A 14,621-nucleotide genomic window follows, 5' to 3' on the forward strand; every position below is an offset into this window, starting at 1 on the left:
AGTTTTTGTATGAGTGTGACTCAAGCAAATCAACCAAAACGATCTCATTCGATTGCCATGAAAATCATTCTCGGCGTTATTGTCTTACTTTTTGCTGGGGTCATTATTTTTAATGTGATCAAAGGCAAAATGATTGAAAAATTTATTGCGGGTGCTGGGGAAAAAATTTATCCCGTAACTGCAATGACTATTCAGCCTCAGCAATGGACACCCGTGATTGAAACTACTGGCATTGTGCGTCCTAATCAGGGTGCGATGTTAAGTGCACAAACATCAGGTACTGTACAGCAAGTCTTAGTTCAATCTGGACAGCACGTGAAGAAAGGCGAGGTGTTAGTGGTATTAGACAGTTCAGTAGAACTAGCGAATCTGAAAGCATCCCAAGCTCAACTTTTATCTGTGAAGGCTACATACCAACGTTATTTAAGTTTGTATAAAACCAAGAGCGTGTCGCAACAAGAACTTGATAATGCAAAATCTGCCTATGAAGCATTAGAGTCAAATATCGCTGCTTTAAAAGCGGGCATTGCACGTCGTCAGATTTTGGCGCCTTTTGATGGACAAACCGGTATTGTGAAAGTCAACGTCGGGCAATATGTCAATCCAGGAATGGAAATTGTGCGTGTTGAAGACACCAGTAGTATGAAAATTGATTTCGCCCTTTCACAAACGGAATTGGAACACTTACATGTTGGACAAAAAGTGACAGCGACTGCCGATGCGCGTAGTGGTGAAACCTTTGCGGCAAAGATTACTGCCATTGAACCTGCGATCAGCGCAACAACAGGGTTAATTGATGTACAAGCCACCTTTGAACCAGAAGATGGACGTAAACTCCTTTCTGGTATGTTTACTCGCTTACGGGTTGCTTTGCCGACAAAATATGATCAAGTCGTTGTGCCACAAGTCGCGATTAATTACAACATGTATGGGGAAATTGCTTATATTCTTAGCGAACTTTCTGCAGAAGAGCGTGAAACATTAGTCGCACGACAGGATTTCGACCGCGAAAAAATTGACAATGCCTATCGGGTTAAACAAGTCACTGTATTTACCCAAGATCGCCAAGGGATTTATGCCCAGTTAAAAGGGGAAGAAATTAAACCCGGTGATAAAATTGTAACCGGTGGACAACAAAATTTAAGTAATGGCAGTTTAGTACTCGTCGCTGATAAAGCCGGGGTGGGAACCATGCAACCTGCTGTAAAAAATAACCTATAAAGTGCGGTTCCAAAGAGGAAAAATTTGATGAACTACGCCTTATTATTAAAACAACTTGAACAAATTCTAGAACCTGAAACCTATATCATTTCAAGAATGGCAAATACGTCTGCTTTTTTGTATCAGCACATGCCGGAATTAAACTGGGTCGGATTTTATCTTGTCAAAGACGGGGTACTCAAAGTCGGTCCCTTCCAAGGTAAAGTTGCCTGTTCTGATATTGGCTTTGGTAAAGGAGTATGTGGTTATACTTGGCAAACGGGCACAACGACCGTCGTAGATGATGTACATCAATTTGCGGGGCATATTGCTTGTGATAGCGCATCACAATCAGAAGTTGTAGTACCGATTTTTCAAGGGGGAGAGATGATTGCTGAATTGGATGTCGACTCACCTCGTTTAGCCCGTTTTTCCGCAGAAGATGTAGCCTTTTTAGAAAACTGTGCGGCACTTATCTGTATTAAGGAATAGGAAATTACCATGCGATTTACCGATATTTTTATTCGACGCCCTGTTTTAGCGGTTTCTATTAGCTTGCTGATTATTATTTTAGGATTACAAGCGATTGCGAAGTTAGCGGTGCGCGAATATCCCAAAATGACTACAACGGTGATTAATGTTTCTACGGTGTACCCAGGGGCAGATGCAAGTCTTATCCAAGCGTTTATTACTTCAAAACTAGAAGAAGCTGTTGCACAAGCCGATAACATTGATTACTTATCTTCAAAAAGTAGCCCAAATAACTCGTTAATTACAATTAAAATGAAGCTAAATACCGAACCGAACGGGGCTTTAGCAGACGTGTTAGCGAAAGTGAACTCTGTACGTTCGCAATTACCACGTGGGATTGATGATCCGGTCATTACGTCTTCGACGGGGGGAACGGGGATGATGTACATTCAGTTTAGCTCCACTAAACTGGATGCCAGTCAGGTAACAGACTACATTGAACGTGTGATTAAACCACAATTCTTTACGGTTGAAGGGGTGGCGGAAGTACAAATCTTTGGGGCATCGGATTATGCGCTACGGATTTGGTTAGATCCTGCCAAAATGGCCGCACAGAATTTATCCGCGATGGCAGTCAGAAATGCGTTATCTTCGAATAATGTGCAAACGGCGGCGGGGAATGACAATGGTTTTTATGTCACCTATAAAAATAAAGTGGAGACAACCACCAAATCAGTGGAAGAGCTGGGGAATCTGATTATTTCCTCACAAGGCGATAAGTTAGTGCGTTTACGTGATATCGCTGACGTAGAATTAAATAAATCGAGTGATAGCTCAAGAGCGGTTGCTAATGGTTTTGAATCTGTGGTGTTAGCAATCAATCCAACCTCTTCAGCCAACCCACTCGTTGTAGCAGAAAATGTGCGTCCATTGTATGAGCAAATTAAGCAAAATTTGCCAGATAGCATGCAGGCAGAAATTCTTTATGACACCACGATAGCAATTAATAGCTCAATTGATGAAGTGATCAAAACCATTTTAGAGGCGACAATCATTGTTTTAGTGGTGATCACATTATTTATTGGTTCATTGCGTGCAATTCTCATTCCGGTGATTACGATTCCGATTTCTTTGATCGGCGTAATCATGCTGTTACAGGCGTTTGATTTCTCCATTAATTTAATGACTTTACTTGCCTTAATTTTGGCGATCGGACTTGTTGTGGATGACGCCATCGTGGTGCTTGAGAACGTGGATCGTCACATTAAATTAGGCGAAACACCTTTCCGTGCTGCCATTATTGGTACACGTGAAATCGCCGTGCCCGTGATTTCGATGACCATTGCCCTCATGGCAGTTTACTCGCCAATGGCATTAATGGATGGCATTACAGGTTCTTTGTTTAAAGAGTTCGCCTTAACCTTGGCTGGTGCGGTATTTATTTCTGGGATCGTGGCGTTAACCCTTTCACCGATGATGAGCAGTAAGTTGCTTAAACCGCATACTGACCCAAGTAAGTTGGAACAATGCATCGAAAAAATGCTCACCACCATTAATCAGGGCTATAACTATGCTTTAAATCTGGTGATGGCAAGCCGTCGTTGTATGCTGGCTTTTGCAGCGGTTATTTTTGCTACGCTGCCTTTCTTGTTTAATGGGTTAGCGAGTGAGTTAACCCCAGCAGAAGATAAAGGGGCATTCATGGTGATTGGTCGTGCACCGTCCAATGTCAATGTGGATTATGTACAAGAAGCAATGCATGAGTATGAACAGATTTTGAAAGACACACCGGAAGTGGATTTTTCCATGGTGATTTCAGGGGCAATGGGGAGTAACCAATCCTTTAGTGTGGTGACATTAAAAGATTGGAAAGAACGTACCCGTAGCCAAGCGGAAATCTTAGCGGAGTTAAATAAAAAATCGGCGCATATTCCAGAAGTGGCGTTGACGGGATTTAACTTCCCAGAAATCAACACGGGAGAGCAAGGTCCACCAATTGGTTTTGTGATCAGTACTGCGAGTGGCTATGAAGATTTAGCCAATGTGGCAGAAAACTTCCTACAAGAAATGAAAAAATCCGGTCACTTTGTTTATACCGCGTTGGATTTAAAATTTGATACGGCGCAGATGCGGATTAAAGTCGATAAAGAAAAAGCAGGTACCTATGGTGTCACAATGCAACAAATCAGTGCCACATTAGGGAGTTTCTTGTCTGCCGCCACGATTGAACGAGTTGATATTGATGGACGTGCTTATCGAATCATCATGCAAGTTAAACGGGGTGAACGTTTGTCACCAGAAAGTTTAAACAACTATTATGTGACGGCAAGTAACGGGAAATCAGTACCATTAAGCAGTTTCTTAACCATGACGTTAGAATCACAGCCAACTTCTTTACCTCGTTTTAGCCAGCTTAATTCAGCGGTCATTAGTGCAGTTCCTCTCCCAACCAAAAGTACAGGTGAGGCGATTGCGTGGTTAAAAATGGCAGCGAAAGAGTATTTACCGCAAGGCTATAATTATGACTTTACTGGTGAAGCGCGTCAGTTAGTCCAAGAAGGCAATGCATTAGCTGTTACTTTCGTACTTGCTGTGGTGATTATCTTCTTGGTCTTAGCGATTCAATTTGAGTCAATTCGTGATCCGTTAGTCATTATGATTTCGGTGCCACTTGCCGTGAGTGGGGCGCTATTAATGCTGAATTTCTTAGGCTTCTTCCGTATTCCTGGAACCAGTCTGAATATTTACTCACAGGTTGGTTTAATCACGCTAGTAGGTTTAATTACTAAGCACGGGATTTTGATGTGTGAAGTGGCAAAAGAAGAGCAATTACAGCATGGTAAAAATCGTATTGAAGCGATTACTGAAGCAGCGAAAGTGCGTTTACGCCCGATTCTTATGACGACCGCTGCAATGATTGCAGGTCTTATCCCGCTCTTGTATGCTTCGGGCGCAGGTGCAGTGTCGCGCTTTAGTATTGGGATTGTGATTGTATCAGGTTTAGCGATTGGGACATTATTTACTCTGTTTGTGTTACCTGTGATTTATAGCTATATTGCAACGGAACATAAACCACTACCGGAATTTGATGAAAGTATAAAACCGTTAACGGATAATAGCGCACATTAATTTCAACATAAAAAAATACCGCACAAAAGTGCGGTATTTTTTTGCGTGAAAAACAGAATTAACGTGTATCTTGTTCGGTTGATGGCCATGCATTCACCACAGCTTTGACTAAAGTGGCTAATGGAATAGCGAAGAAAACGCCCCAAAAGCCCCATAATCCACCAAAAATTAATACTGCAATAATAATGGTTAGAGGGTGCAAATTGACGGCTTCAGAAAAAAGGAATGGGACTAATAAGTTACCATCTAAAATTTGGCTGATGACGTAGGCAGTAATGATATACCAAAAAGTAGGAGTGATGCCAAATTGCGCGACGGCAACGAGGGCAATAGGAATCGTGACAAGGACGGCACCAATATAAGGCACGAGTACGGATAGCCCTACCGCAACAGCTAACAATAACGAATAATTTAAGTTAAAGAAGACGAAAATCGCGTAAGTCACGGCGGTGACAATGATGATTTCGAATAATTTACCGCGAATATAATTCGCAATTTGTTGTTGCATTTCTTTCCAAACGCTCGATGCAAGCGTGCGGTTACGCGGAAGGAAACGGCTTACACTGGCGATTAATTCTGTTTTATCTTTTAATAAAAAGAACACCATTAAAGGCACTAAAAACGCATAAATCCCTAGGGTGACCAGGCTTAATAACGAGGTCAGGGAGAATTTGAGGGCGGATTCACCAAAGCCAAGAATTTTGGAGCGGACAGTACTTAATACAGAATCAATGGTTTGGTAATCCACTAGCTCGGGATAATGTTCAGGTAGAGAAAGTAACCACTCATTGAGTTTATTAAACATATGTGGCAAATCAGTCACTAAATTCAAGGTTTGAGTCCATAACGTTGGAATGAAGACCAATACGATAACGAGGATCAACCCTAAAAAACCACCAAAAATAATGGCAGTTGAGAGTAGGCGTGGAAACTTGAGTTTTTCTGTGAGAACGCGAATTGGCCATTCCAATAAATAAGCTAATACAATAGCGATGAGGAGTGGCGCAATGAGGTGACTAAAAAAATAAATGGATATAAAACCAAAGAGTAAGATGGCAAACAACCCCATGGCTTGTGGATCACTAAAACGGTTGTTATACCAGTTTTTCAACATTTCGATCATAAGATATCCTTAATTTAGGCATTTTGAGCGATTATAAGGTAAAATCTAATAAGATCATATCATTAAGCGAGGAAATTCTATGTGCGTGACTATATATCATAACCCACGTTGTTCTAAGAGCCGTGAAACGCTAGCCTTACTCGAAGCGAAATACGGTCAACCGAAAATTGAACTTTATTTAGAACAACAATTCTCTGCCTCACAGTTACAGCAAATTGCGCAAAAATTAGGAGTAACCAGTTTCCGAGAGATGATGCGCACAAAAGATGAACTCTATCGTGATTTAGGCTTAGATAAGCCGGAAGTCAGCGAACAACAATTGTTGGAAGCATTGGTTGCACATAGTAGTTTGTTGGAGCGTCCAATCGTCATTCATGGTGACAAAGCAAAAATTGGTCGTCCACCAGAATCTGTACTTGAGATTCTGTAATTTCGTTTTATAATGACGCCCGTTTGTTTCACACAAATGGGCAATTTTTTATCACAACTTATGAGGAAAAATATGGCTAAAAAGCAAAAACAGTCACTCAGTGCACAGCCTTATCAGCACAGTCGTGGTGTCATTCGCGATAATGCAATTTGTGCATTATTACATGATCCGTTGTTTCGTCAACGTATTGAGAAAAAAAGGAAAGGAAAAGGCAGTTATCAACGCAAAGCCAAGCATGTAGGGAAATATTTTGAAAAGCCCGATTATAAGATTTTTGATTTGAAAGATTTTATAATCGGGTTTTTCTTAACGATATTTTACAACAATGCAACTCATTTAAACTCAGCGAGGTAAATTTATGACTGTGCAAACGGAAGTCCTTTTTAGTAATAATTGGAATGTTAGAATCAGCGATCCGGGCGAAGAAGGGGCACATAGCCATTTCTTTGAAACTATTTATATTACCTTAGTCGCCCATATTGATGGTTCGAATATTTCTTATGAATTTACAAGAAAGGTCGAAGAACAAGTTAAAATTCACCGCACTTTTACTGATTTAAGTGAGCTTTTCAAATTCCTTGGTGATTACCTTGACCCTGTTAGCATGGGATTTTTAGGGATTAAAATTGGGAATTTGGGTGTTAAAGCCTAAATACAGTATAAAAAAACGCAATCTTACGATTGCGTTTTTTGTTACTCAGCTTAACTGAGCCTTGCTTTCGCTTCAGCGATGGCTTCTGCAACACGAAGTGGTGATACGCCACCTTTGGCACAGCGTTTATCTAAACAAGATTGCAGAGATAGGATCTGATACACATCTTCTTCGACAACATCACTAAATTGTTTAAATTCAGCAACGCTGAGTGCTTCAAGCGCTTTGTGCTGTTGGATGGCATAAACAACGGTTTCGCCCACAATATGGTGAGAGTCACGGAATGGTACGCCTTTGGCGACCAAATAGTCGGCCAGTTCAGTGGCATTGGAATAACCTTTTAAAGCGGCTTCTTTGGTACGTTCTACATTGACTTGAATGCCGTCTAACACAAGAGCCGCCATGTCGATACAGTCTTGCCAAGTATCTAGGGCATCAAAAATCCCTTCTTTGTCTTCTTGCATATCTTTATTATAGGCAAGGGGTAAACCTTTTAAGGTCATCAGCATGCCTGTTAAGGCACCCATTACACGACCTGCTTTACCTCGAATTAATTCACAAGCATCGGGGTTTTTTTTCTGTGGCATCAAGGAAGAACCAGAAGTCACGCGATCGGAAAGTTCTACGAAGTTAGATTCACCACTGTTAAAAATGATCATATCTTCCGCAAAACGTGAAAGATGTGCCATGCTTAGTGAGGCAGTAGAAAGCAGTTCGACGATATGATCGCGGTCTGACACACTGTCTAAACTGTTGCGTGTAGCAACGTCAAAGCCGAGATCGAGGGCTAACTGTTCACGATCAATCGCGTAAGCGGTGCCAGCGAGGGCACCACTGCCGAGTGGGCAGCTATTCATGCGTTGGTAAGCATCGGTTAAACGGGAATAATCACGATCAAGCATTTCCACATAAGCCATGCACCAATGGGCAAAAGTAATCGGCTGAGCTCGTTGTAAGTGTGTATAACCCGGCATCACCGCACGTTGGTTATTTTCGGCTGTTTCGACAAGTTTGCATTGTAAGGTGTGAAGCGAGGATTGCAGTTCAATCACACGTTGTTTACACCACATCTTAATGTCCAGTGCAACCTGATCATTACGGCTACGTCCCGTGTGTAATTTTTTACCTAAATTCCCGACTTTATCGATTAATTTACTTTCGACCCAGCTGTGAATATCTTCCGCATCATCTTGCAAAATCGCTTGTGGATTTGATCGCACTTCAATTAAGAGAGTATTCAGTGCACTTTCTAACTGTTGTTGCTCCTGCACGGTCAATACTCCAACGCTGACTAAAGCTTTTGACCAGCCAATGGAACCTTCAATATCTTGTTCTGCGAGACGATAATCGAAACGTAATGAGTCATTAAAATCTTTAAAACGCTTATCTGCGGCTTGTGTAAAACGTCCACCCCAAAGTGCCATAACATCCTCTTATTTTTATGGTTTAATTCTTGTGCCAATGATTTCACCTGCAAAAAGTGCGGTGAGTTTTTCTGGATATTTCCAATTGGCGATATCGACGCCCTGATTTAACATTTTAGCAGCGTCTAATGCGGCATTCACCTTGACAACCATACCATCGGTAATGACGTTGTCTTTAATTAATTGTTCAATTTGCGCACCATTTAATTCTGGTAAGCGCTGTTTGTTGGCATCCAATACGCCATCGACGTCAGATAACATGACTAAATCGGCTTGGATGAGCGCGGCGATAGCTGTGGCAGCTTGATCTGCATTCACATTCATTAATAAGCCCTGTTTATCGACCGCAATTGAGCTAATAATAGGCAAGAATGCCTCACCAAGCAAATTGTTTAATAATGCGGGATTTTTAGGAACCACAGTCGCCACATGTCCAAGTTCTGGATCTAATTGCGTTGCATAGGTTAAATTCCCGTCTGCCAAACATAGTCCGACGGGATTTAAATGAAATTTGGCGGCTTGTGCAACTAAAGTTTTATTGGCAATGCCGGCTAACGCACCCGTAATAATCTCAATGTGATCACTTGGCGTGACACGCAAACCATTTTTCTTTTGTACTGGCAAATGTAAACGTTGCATCAACTCATCAACAATACAGCCACCACCGTGCACAATGACCAACGGGCGATCAAAGTTTTGTTGGTAATTTGCTAACGCCGTAAATAAATTTTCCATTGCTGCAGGTGTATCAAGTAAGACACCACCTAATTTAATCACTAAAGGTTTCATTTAAAGTAATCCTAATGTTTCAGTCAAACCATAACGAATGTTAGCACATTGTACTGCCTGGGCTGCCGCCCCTTTTAATAAGTTGTCTTCTGCGCCGATGATAATGATATGACCATTTTGAGTTGCAAAACCAATATCACAATAAGGAGTAAATTCGACGGCTTTGATACTTGGTAAACCTTGTTCATAAACACGGACTAATGGTTTGTCAGCATAGGCGTGTTGATAAGCTACACGAATCTGTTCGTCACTCACGCCGGTTTTTAGTTTTGCTGTGATTGTCGCTAAAATACCGCGTTTAAAGTTACCTAAGTGTGGTATGAAAATGACCTCTGTCCCCAAATGGGTCGCGATTTCGGGTTGATGACGGTGATTAAACACACCGTAAGCATTTAAACTGACTTCACAGAAACTGCTTGTTAAGGTTGCTTTGCGACCGGCACCACTAACTCCGCTGACGGCATTAATCACGGGTAATTGGGTTAAATCTAATAAATTGTGTGCAATTAAGGGTTTAAGGCTTAATTGAGAGACGGTTGGATAACAACCCGCGACGGCCACTAAATCCGTTTGTTTAATTTGATGTGCATTCCATTCCGCTAAACCATACACCGCTTGTGTGAGCAATTCAGGATGTTGATGCTCAAAACCATAAAACGTGCGATAAAATGCCGCATTATTCACACGAAATGCGCCAGATAAGTCAAAGACTTTGCATTGATGTTGTAAAAAAACAGGTGCAAGATCATGACTGACTTCATGGGCTGTGGCGAGGAACACGAGATCGACTTGTTGTGCGAGGGGACTTAATTGCTCTGGGAGTGGCTGTAAAGGTAAATCCACAAGATGCTTGAGTTGTGGATAAATTTCACTCATGCATTTATTGGCATCTTGGCTTTGGCGAGAGACGTACAGTCCGGTGAGCTCAAACTTGGGGTGTTTGATTAAAATACGGGCAAGTTCAGCCCCCGTATAACCACTTGCACCAATGATAATCGCTTTTTGCATATTGTGTTGTGCCTTATAATAAGATAAATTTTTTAAATGACTAATTATGCTATTATTATGCATAAATATTTAAAAGGCAATGTCTTTCTATTTATCAAGGGAAAAACGATGAAAAAAATTCCTTCTTTTTTGCAAATGTATTCCGCACTGATCGCTTCACCAACGATGAGTAGTATTGATCCACATTTTGATCAATCTAACCGCACCTTAATTGAATTATTAGCGAATTGGCTGAGTTCCCTTGGTTTTAAAACAGAGGTTATTCCTCTAGAGGGGAGTCGTGATAAATTTAATTTATTAGCGACTTATGGTGAAGGGGAAGGCGGTTTACTCTTAGCGGGACATACAGATACTGTGCCTTTTGATGAGGGGCGTTGGCAGTTTGATCCGTTTAAACTTACTGAAAAAGACGGTAAGTTTTATGGTTTAGGCACGGCAGATATGAAAGGGTTTTTTGCTTTTGTCATTGATGCGGTAAGCCAGTTGGATTTAACGAGATTGACAAAACCCTTGCGCATTTTGGCGACGGCGGATGAAGAAACTACCATGTTAGGAGCAAGAACTTTTATTCAACATAGCCATATTCGTCCTGATTGTGCGATTATCGGTGAGCCAACATCATTAAAGCCTATTCGTGCGCATAAAGGGCATGTAGGTGAAGCGTTACGAATTACAGGAAAAAGTGGACATTCGAGCGATCCTAGCAAGGGGATTAATGCGATTGAATTAATGCACGAGGCAACGGGTTATTTAATGCAAATGCGGGATGAATTACGCCAGAAATATCATCATGCTGCATTTAATATCCCTTATCCAACGATGAATTTTGGCGCTATTTCAGGGGGAGATGCGGTGAATCGTATTTGTGCTTGCTGTGAATTGCATTTTGATATTCGCCCTTTGCCGAATTTACGTTTAACGGATCTGAATGAAATGTTACAAGCAAAATTAGCCCCGATGTTTGAAAAATGGGGGGATCGCATTTCGTTACAAGCTTTGCATGACCCTATTCCAGGCTATGAATGTGCGCATTCGGCACAAGTGGTGCAGGTGGTGGAAAAATTATTAGGTGAGCAATGTGAGACGGTGAACTATTGTACGGAGGCGCCTTTTATTCAACAGCTTTGTCCGACCTTGGTATTAGGTCCGGGATCCATTGAGCAGGCACATCAACCAGATGAATTTTTATCTGCTGAATTTATTGATCCAACTCGCGAGTTATTGAGCAAACTGATTGGGCAGTTTTGTACAGGCTAAATGCTAGATCAAGATCGAAAAAGTGCGGTCTGTTTTAAAAAAGTTTTCTCAAACAGACCGCACTTTGGATGCGTATTTTGAGTAGTTATTTTAATAAATCTTCATTTTTCGCATGAATCCATTTACCGCGTTTTTTATCTATATATTGGAAATATTCGTTGGTAAAGGTGCCTTGTGAACAGGTGAGCTTATCTAGACGGGAATTCACCTCTTTATTTTCTAGTGCTTTGATCAGCGTTTCGGGACCTGTTAAGCAAAATACACCGCCCTCAATCCGTTTTTGTTCAATGTTGCTAATAATGATTTCAAGCGTATCTTTTAAGAAAGGATTGCCTTTGGCACTGGCTAAAAAGAAGTTGGTATAACGACCTCGGCGAGAAATGACCACTTCGCTATCCTCTTCATCAATAATGCTGTCAAGGCACCACACTAAGTGTCCATCAATATCCATATAGATACCACCTTCATGATAGAGAGTGAATATACGCCAGAAATCCGCTTGTGCCGCCCCATCGGTCAGCTTGCTATAAGCGTTAAAAGTACGTTCATCTGCATGGGTTTTGATGTAGTCTGCACGGGCTTCCGTACTGACATAGCGATAATCGTAACTTAACGATAATAAACGGTTAAAGAGATAGTTACAGTAAACGGGTAATGTCACTTTATTACTGTAATTGGTTTGCCAAATTACACGATTAATTTTGGTTTTTTTATGGGATTGGCGTTTAGCAGGACTAAATTCGGGAATGGTGAAACGCATTTTAGGAAATAATGCATGAAAAGGATAACTTAAAGTTTTAACGATATTCCCGAGTAGGCGAGTCATACCATTGGTTATCAGAATGAGGTGTTTATTTTTAACAGGTTTATACATGACAAAAGTCCGTTTTCTTTAAATAGAGGGAAATTTGGGATACTTTATCATTTTATGTAAGAAAGAACAAAAGGCTTGTATGAAATGAAAAAAGATTTTTAGAGAAGAAGTGGTGGGCGATACCGGTCTCGAACCAGTGACCCCCTCCTTGTAAGGGAGGTGCTCTCCCAACTGAGCTAATCGCCCTTCAGATTTTGTCTTTTTAACAGGAAAAATGGCAAAGTTATGAAGCGTTATTTCAAGTCTAAGTGGTGGGCGATACCGGTCTCGAACCAGTGACCCCCTCCTTGTAAGGGAGGTGCTCTCCCAACTGAGCTAATCGCCCACTTGAGACTTAAAATATTGGGTGAATTTTATGGATTGGAACACATAAAAGTGGTGGGCGATACCGGTCTCGAACCAGTGACCCCCTCCTTGTAAGGGAGGTGCTCTCCCAACTGAGCTAATCGCCCGCATAAAATTCAATCACAACATTGGACACTTTGTTGAAAAGTGGTGGGCGATACCGGTCTCGAACCAGTGACCCCCTCCTTGTAAGGGAGGTGCTCTCCCAACTGAGCTAATCGCCCAAATGTTGTGAGGTGGCATTATAATTATTACTTCTATTCAGTCAACAAGTTTTTACAAAAAAAGCGTTAATTGTTTTAAAAGTAGGCATAAAATCACATTTTTTATTCGGAAATATGGAAACTCATAGTACAATATGGCACAAATTTTTTGATGTAATTTAAGGTAAGAGAAAAGGTTATAAGATGAAAGCAGAAGCATTATTTGATTTAGATCCTGGTGTGAAAGTGCGCACCCGTTTTGCGCCAAGTCCAACAGGCTATTTACATGTAGGGGGCGCTAGAACGGCACTTTATTCTTGGCTCTATGCAAAACATCACCAAGGCGAATTTGTTTTACGTATTGAAGATACCGACTTAGAGCGCTCAACACCAGAAGCGACTGCCGCCATTTTAGAAGGAATGGCGTGGTTAAATTTAGCTTGGGAATATGGTCCATATTTTCAAACCAAGCGTTTTGATCGTTATAACCAAGTGATTGATCAAATGATCGAACAAGGGTTAGCCTACCGTTGTTATTGTTCAAAAGAACGTTTAGAAGATTTACGCAACACGCAAGAACAGAATAAACAAAAAACCCGCTATGATCGTCATTGTTTAGGTGATCATAAGCACTCACCAGAACAACCGCATGTGGTGCGTTTCAAAAATCCAACGGAAGGCTCCGTGGTGTTTGAAGATGCAGTGCGTGGACGTATTGAGATCAGTAACGCAGAGTTAGATGATTTGATTATTCGCCGTACCGATGGCTCACCAACTTATAATTTCTGTGTGGTGGTGGATGACTGGGATATGGGCATCACGCATGTGGTGCGCGGTGAAGACCATATCAATAATACGCCACGTCAAATTAATATTTTAAAAGCCTTAGGCGCACCCATTCCAACTTACGCCCATGTGTCGATGATTTTAGGTGATGATGGACAAAAATTATCCAAACGTCATGGCGCGGTGAGCGTGATGCAATATCGTGATGATGGTTACTTGCCTGAAGCGTTATTAAATTATTTGGTGCGTTTAGGTTGGGGACATGGCGATCAAGAGATTTTCTCCGTAGAAGAAATGATCAAGTTATTTGAGCTTGAAAGTGTGAGTAAATCAGCCAGTGCGTTTAATACGGAAAAATTATTGTGGTTAAATCATCACTATATACGTGAATTGCCAGCAGAATATGTGGCTAAACATTTAGCATGGCACTATCAGGATCAAGGCATTGATACCTCCAATGGACCTGCATTAGAAGACATCGTAAAAATGTTGGCTGAACGTTGTAAGACACTCAAAGAAATGGCTGCCGCAAGCCGTTATTTCTTCGAAGATTTCGACAGCTTTGATGAAGCCGCAGTGAAAAAACATTTCAAAGCAGCTGCGATTGAACCACTTGAGAAAATCAAAGAAAAATTGACCGCACTTGAAAGCTGGGATTTACACAGTACGCATCAAGCCATTGAACAGACTGCCGCTGAATTAGAATTGGGGATGGGCAAAGTTGGGATGCCATTACGTGTTGCGGTAACTGGTTCTGGTCAATCACCTTCTATGGATGTAACTCTAGTGGGCATTGGCAAGGCACGTACGCTTGTGCGTATTCAAAAAGCGATTGATTTTATTAAAAGTCAAAATGTCTAATATTTAGGCTTCTGTTTAAATATCAGCAATTTGAGGTTGACAGTTTGTGTGGCGGAATTTATTATTACC

General features: G+C 41.3%; 13 protein-coding genes and 4 tRNA genes. 8 read left to right on the forward strand and 9 right to left on the reverse strand.

What is annotated here, in order from left to right:
* The first annotated feature begins 9 nt into the window (after positions 1 to 9).
* From acrA to acrB, 3 genes are read left to right on the forward strand one after another with little or no spacing between them, the layout of a single operon-like run.
* Positions 10 to 1,221 carry a multidrug efflux RND transporter periplasmic adaptor subunit AcrA gene (gene acrA, locus CKV69_RS00120; RefSeq protein ID WP_005751844.1) on the forward strand — a complete coding sequence of 404 codons (1,212 nt, stop codon included), beginning with the start codon at positions 10 to 12 and terminating at the stop codon, positions 1,219 to 1,221.
* Between the two features lie 27 nt (positions 1,222 to 1,248).
* Positions 1,249 to 1,692 carry a GAF domain-containing protein gene (locus CKV69_RS00125; protein WP_005751843.1) on the forward strand — a complete coding sequence of 148 codons (444 nt, stop codon included), beginning with the start codon at positions 1,249 to 1,251 and terminating at the stop codon, positions 1,690 to 1,692.
* 9 nt (positions 1,693 to 1,701) lie between these two features.
* On the forward strand, positions 1,702 to 4,800 hold the full coding sequence (gene acrB, locus CKV69_RS00130; RefSeq protein ID WP_014325694.1) for a multidrug efflux RND transporter permease subunit AcrB: 3,099 nt from the start codon (positions 1,702 to 1,704) through the stop codon (positions 4,798 to 4,800).
* Positions 4,801 to 4,858: 58 nt separating this feature from the next.
* On the opposite strand, the gene CKV69_RS00135 is transcribed toward acrB, so the two are convergent.
* The gene (locus CKV69_RS00135; RefSeq protein WP_005751840.1) at positions 4,859 to 5,923 is read right to left on the reverse strand and encodes an AI-2E family transporter; all 1,065 of its coding nucleotides are present in this window, start codon (positions 5,921 to 5,923) and stop codon (positions 4,859 to 4,861) included.
* A 79-nt stretch (positions 5,924 to 6,002) separates the two neighbouring features.
* Between CKV69_RS00135 and arsC the strand changes: the two genes are divergently transcribed.
* The 3 genes from arsC (at position 6,003) to CKV69_RS00150 (ending at position 7,005) form a co-directional block, all read left to right on the forward strand.
* Positions 6,003 to 6,353: an arsenate reductase (glutaredoxin) gene (gene arsC, locus CKV69_RS00140; protein ID WP_005717494.1), complete on the forward strand. Its 351-nt coding sequence runs from the start codon at positions 6,003 to 6,005 to the stop codon at positions 6,351 to 6,353.
* Between the two features lie 72 nt (positions 6,354 to 6,425).
* Complete coding sequence (locus CKV69_RS00145) at positions 6,426 to 6,707, forward strand: alternative ribosome-rescue factor A (protein ID WP_014325695.1); 282 nt, start codon at positions 6,426 to 6,428, stop codon at positions 6,705 to 6,707.
* Between the two features lie 4 nt (positions 6,708 to 6,711).
* Positions 6,712 to 7,005, forward strand: a complete 294-nt coding sequence (locus tag CKV69_RS00150) for a DUF5377 domain-containing protein (protein WP_005751839.1) — start codon at positions 6,712 to 6,714, stop codon at positions 7,003 to 7,005.
* Positions 7,006 to 7,055: 50 nt separating this feature from the next.
* Here CKV69_RS00150 and argH read toward each other — a convergent pair whose 3' ends face one another.
* The 3 genes from argH to argC are packed head-to-tail and all read right to left on the reverse strand — an operon-like array spanning position 7,056 to position 10,226.
* Positions 7,056 to 8,429, reverse strand: coding sequence for an argininosuccinate lyase (gene argH / locus CKV69_RS00155; protein ID WP_014325696.1), 1,374 nt, complete (start codon positions 8,427 to 8,429; stop codon positions 7,056 to 7,058).
* A 15-nt stretch (positions 8,430 to 8,444) separates the two neighbouring features.
* Positions 8,445 to 9,218 carry an acetylglutamate kinase gene (argB, locus tag CKV69_RS10730; RefSeq protein ID WP_005754630.1) on the reverse strand — a complete coding sequence of 258 codons (774 nt, stop codon included), beginning with the start codon at positions 9,216 to 9,218 and terminating at the stop codon, positions 8,445 to 8,447.
* Complete coding sequence (argC, locus tag CKV69_RS10735; RefSeq protein ID WP_016504369.1) at positions 9,219 to 10,226, reverse strand: N-acetyl-gamma-glutamyl-phosphate reductase; 1,008 nt, start codon at positions 10,224 to 10,226, stop codon at positions 9,219 to 9,221.
* Between the two features lie 108 nt (positions 10,227 to 10,334).
* Between argC and argE the strand changes: the two genes are divergently transcribed.
* Positions 10,335 to 11,483, forward strand: coding sequence for an acetylornithine deacetylase (gene argE, locus CKV69_RS00170; RefSeq protein ID WP_014325698.1), 1,149 nt, complete (start codon positions 10,335 to 10,337; stop codon positions 11,481 to 11,483).
* Between the two features lie 85 nt (positions 11,484 to 11,568).
* Here the strand turns inward: argE and CKV69_RS00175 are convergent, their stop codons facing one another.
* From CKV69_RS00175 to CKV69_RS00195, 5 genes are all read right to left on the reverse strand, one after another.
* Positions 11,569 to 12,357, reverse strand: a complete 789-nt coding sequence (locus CKV69_RS00175; RefSeq protein ID WP_005723324.1) for a glycosyltransferase family 32 protein — start codon at positions 12,355 to 12,357, stop codon at positions 11,569 to 11,571.
* Between the two features lie 110 nt (positions 12,358 to 12,467).
* A tRNA-Val gene (locus CKV69_RS00180) sits at positions 12,468 to 12,543 on the reverse strand.
* A gap of 63 nt (positions 12,544 to 12,606) precedes the next feature.
* A tRNA-Val gene (locus CKV69_RS00185) sits at positions 12,607 to 12,682 on the reverse strand.
* A 51-nt stretch (positions 12,683 to 12,733) separates the two neighbouring features.
* Positions 12,734 to 12,809 (reverse strand) — tRNA-Val (locus CKV69_RS00190).
* 41 nt (positions 12,810 to 12,850) lie between these two features.
* Positions 12,851 to 12,926, reverse strand: a tRNA-Val gene (locus CKV69_RS00195).
* 183 nt (positions 12,927 to 13,109) lie between these two features.
* Between CKV69_RS00195 and gltX the strand changes: the two genes are divergently transcribed.
* Positions 13,110 to 14,552 carry a glutamate--tRNA ligase gene (gltX, locus tag CKV69_RS00200; RefSeq protein WP_014325699.1) on the forward strand — a complete coding sequence of 481 codons (1,443 nt, stop codon included), beginning with the start codon at positions 13,110 to 13,112 and terminating at the stop codon, positions 14,550 to 14,552.
* Positions 14,553 to 14,621 lie beyond the last annotated feature (69 nt).

Origin of the sequence: Pasteurella multocida, from assembly GCF_900187275.1 — a bacterium.
Taxonomy (GTDB): domain Bacteria; phylum Pseudomonadota; class Gammaproteobacteria; order Enterobacterales; family Pasteurellaceae; genus Pasteurella; species Pasteurella multocida.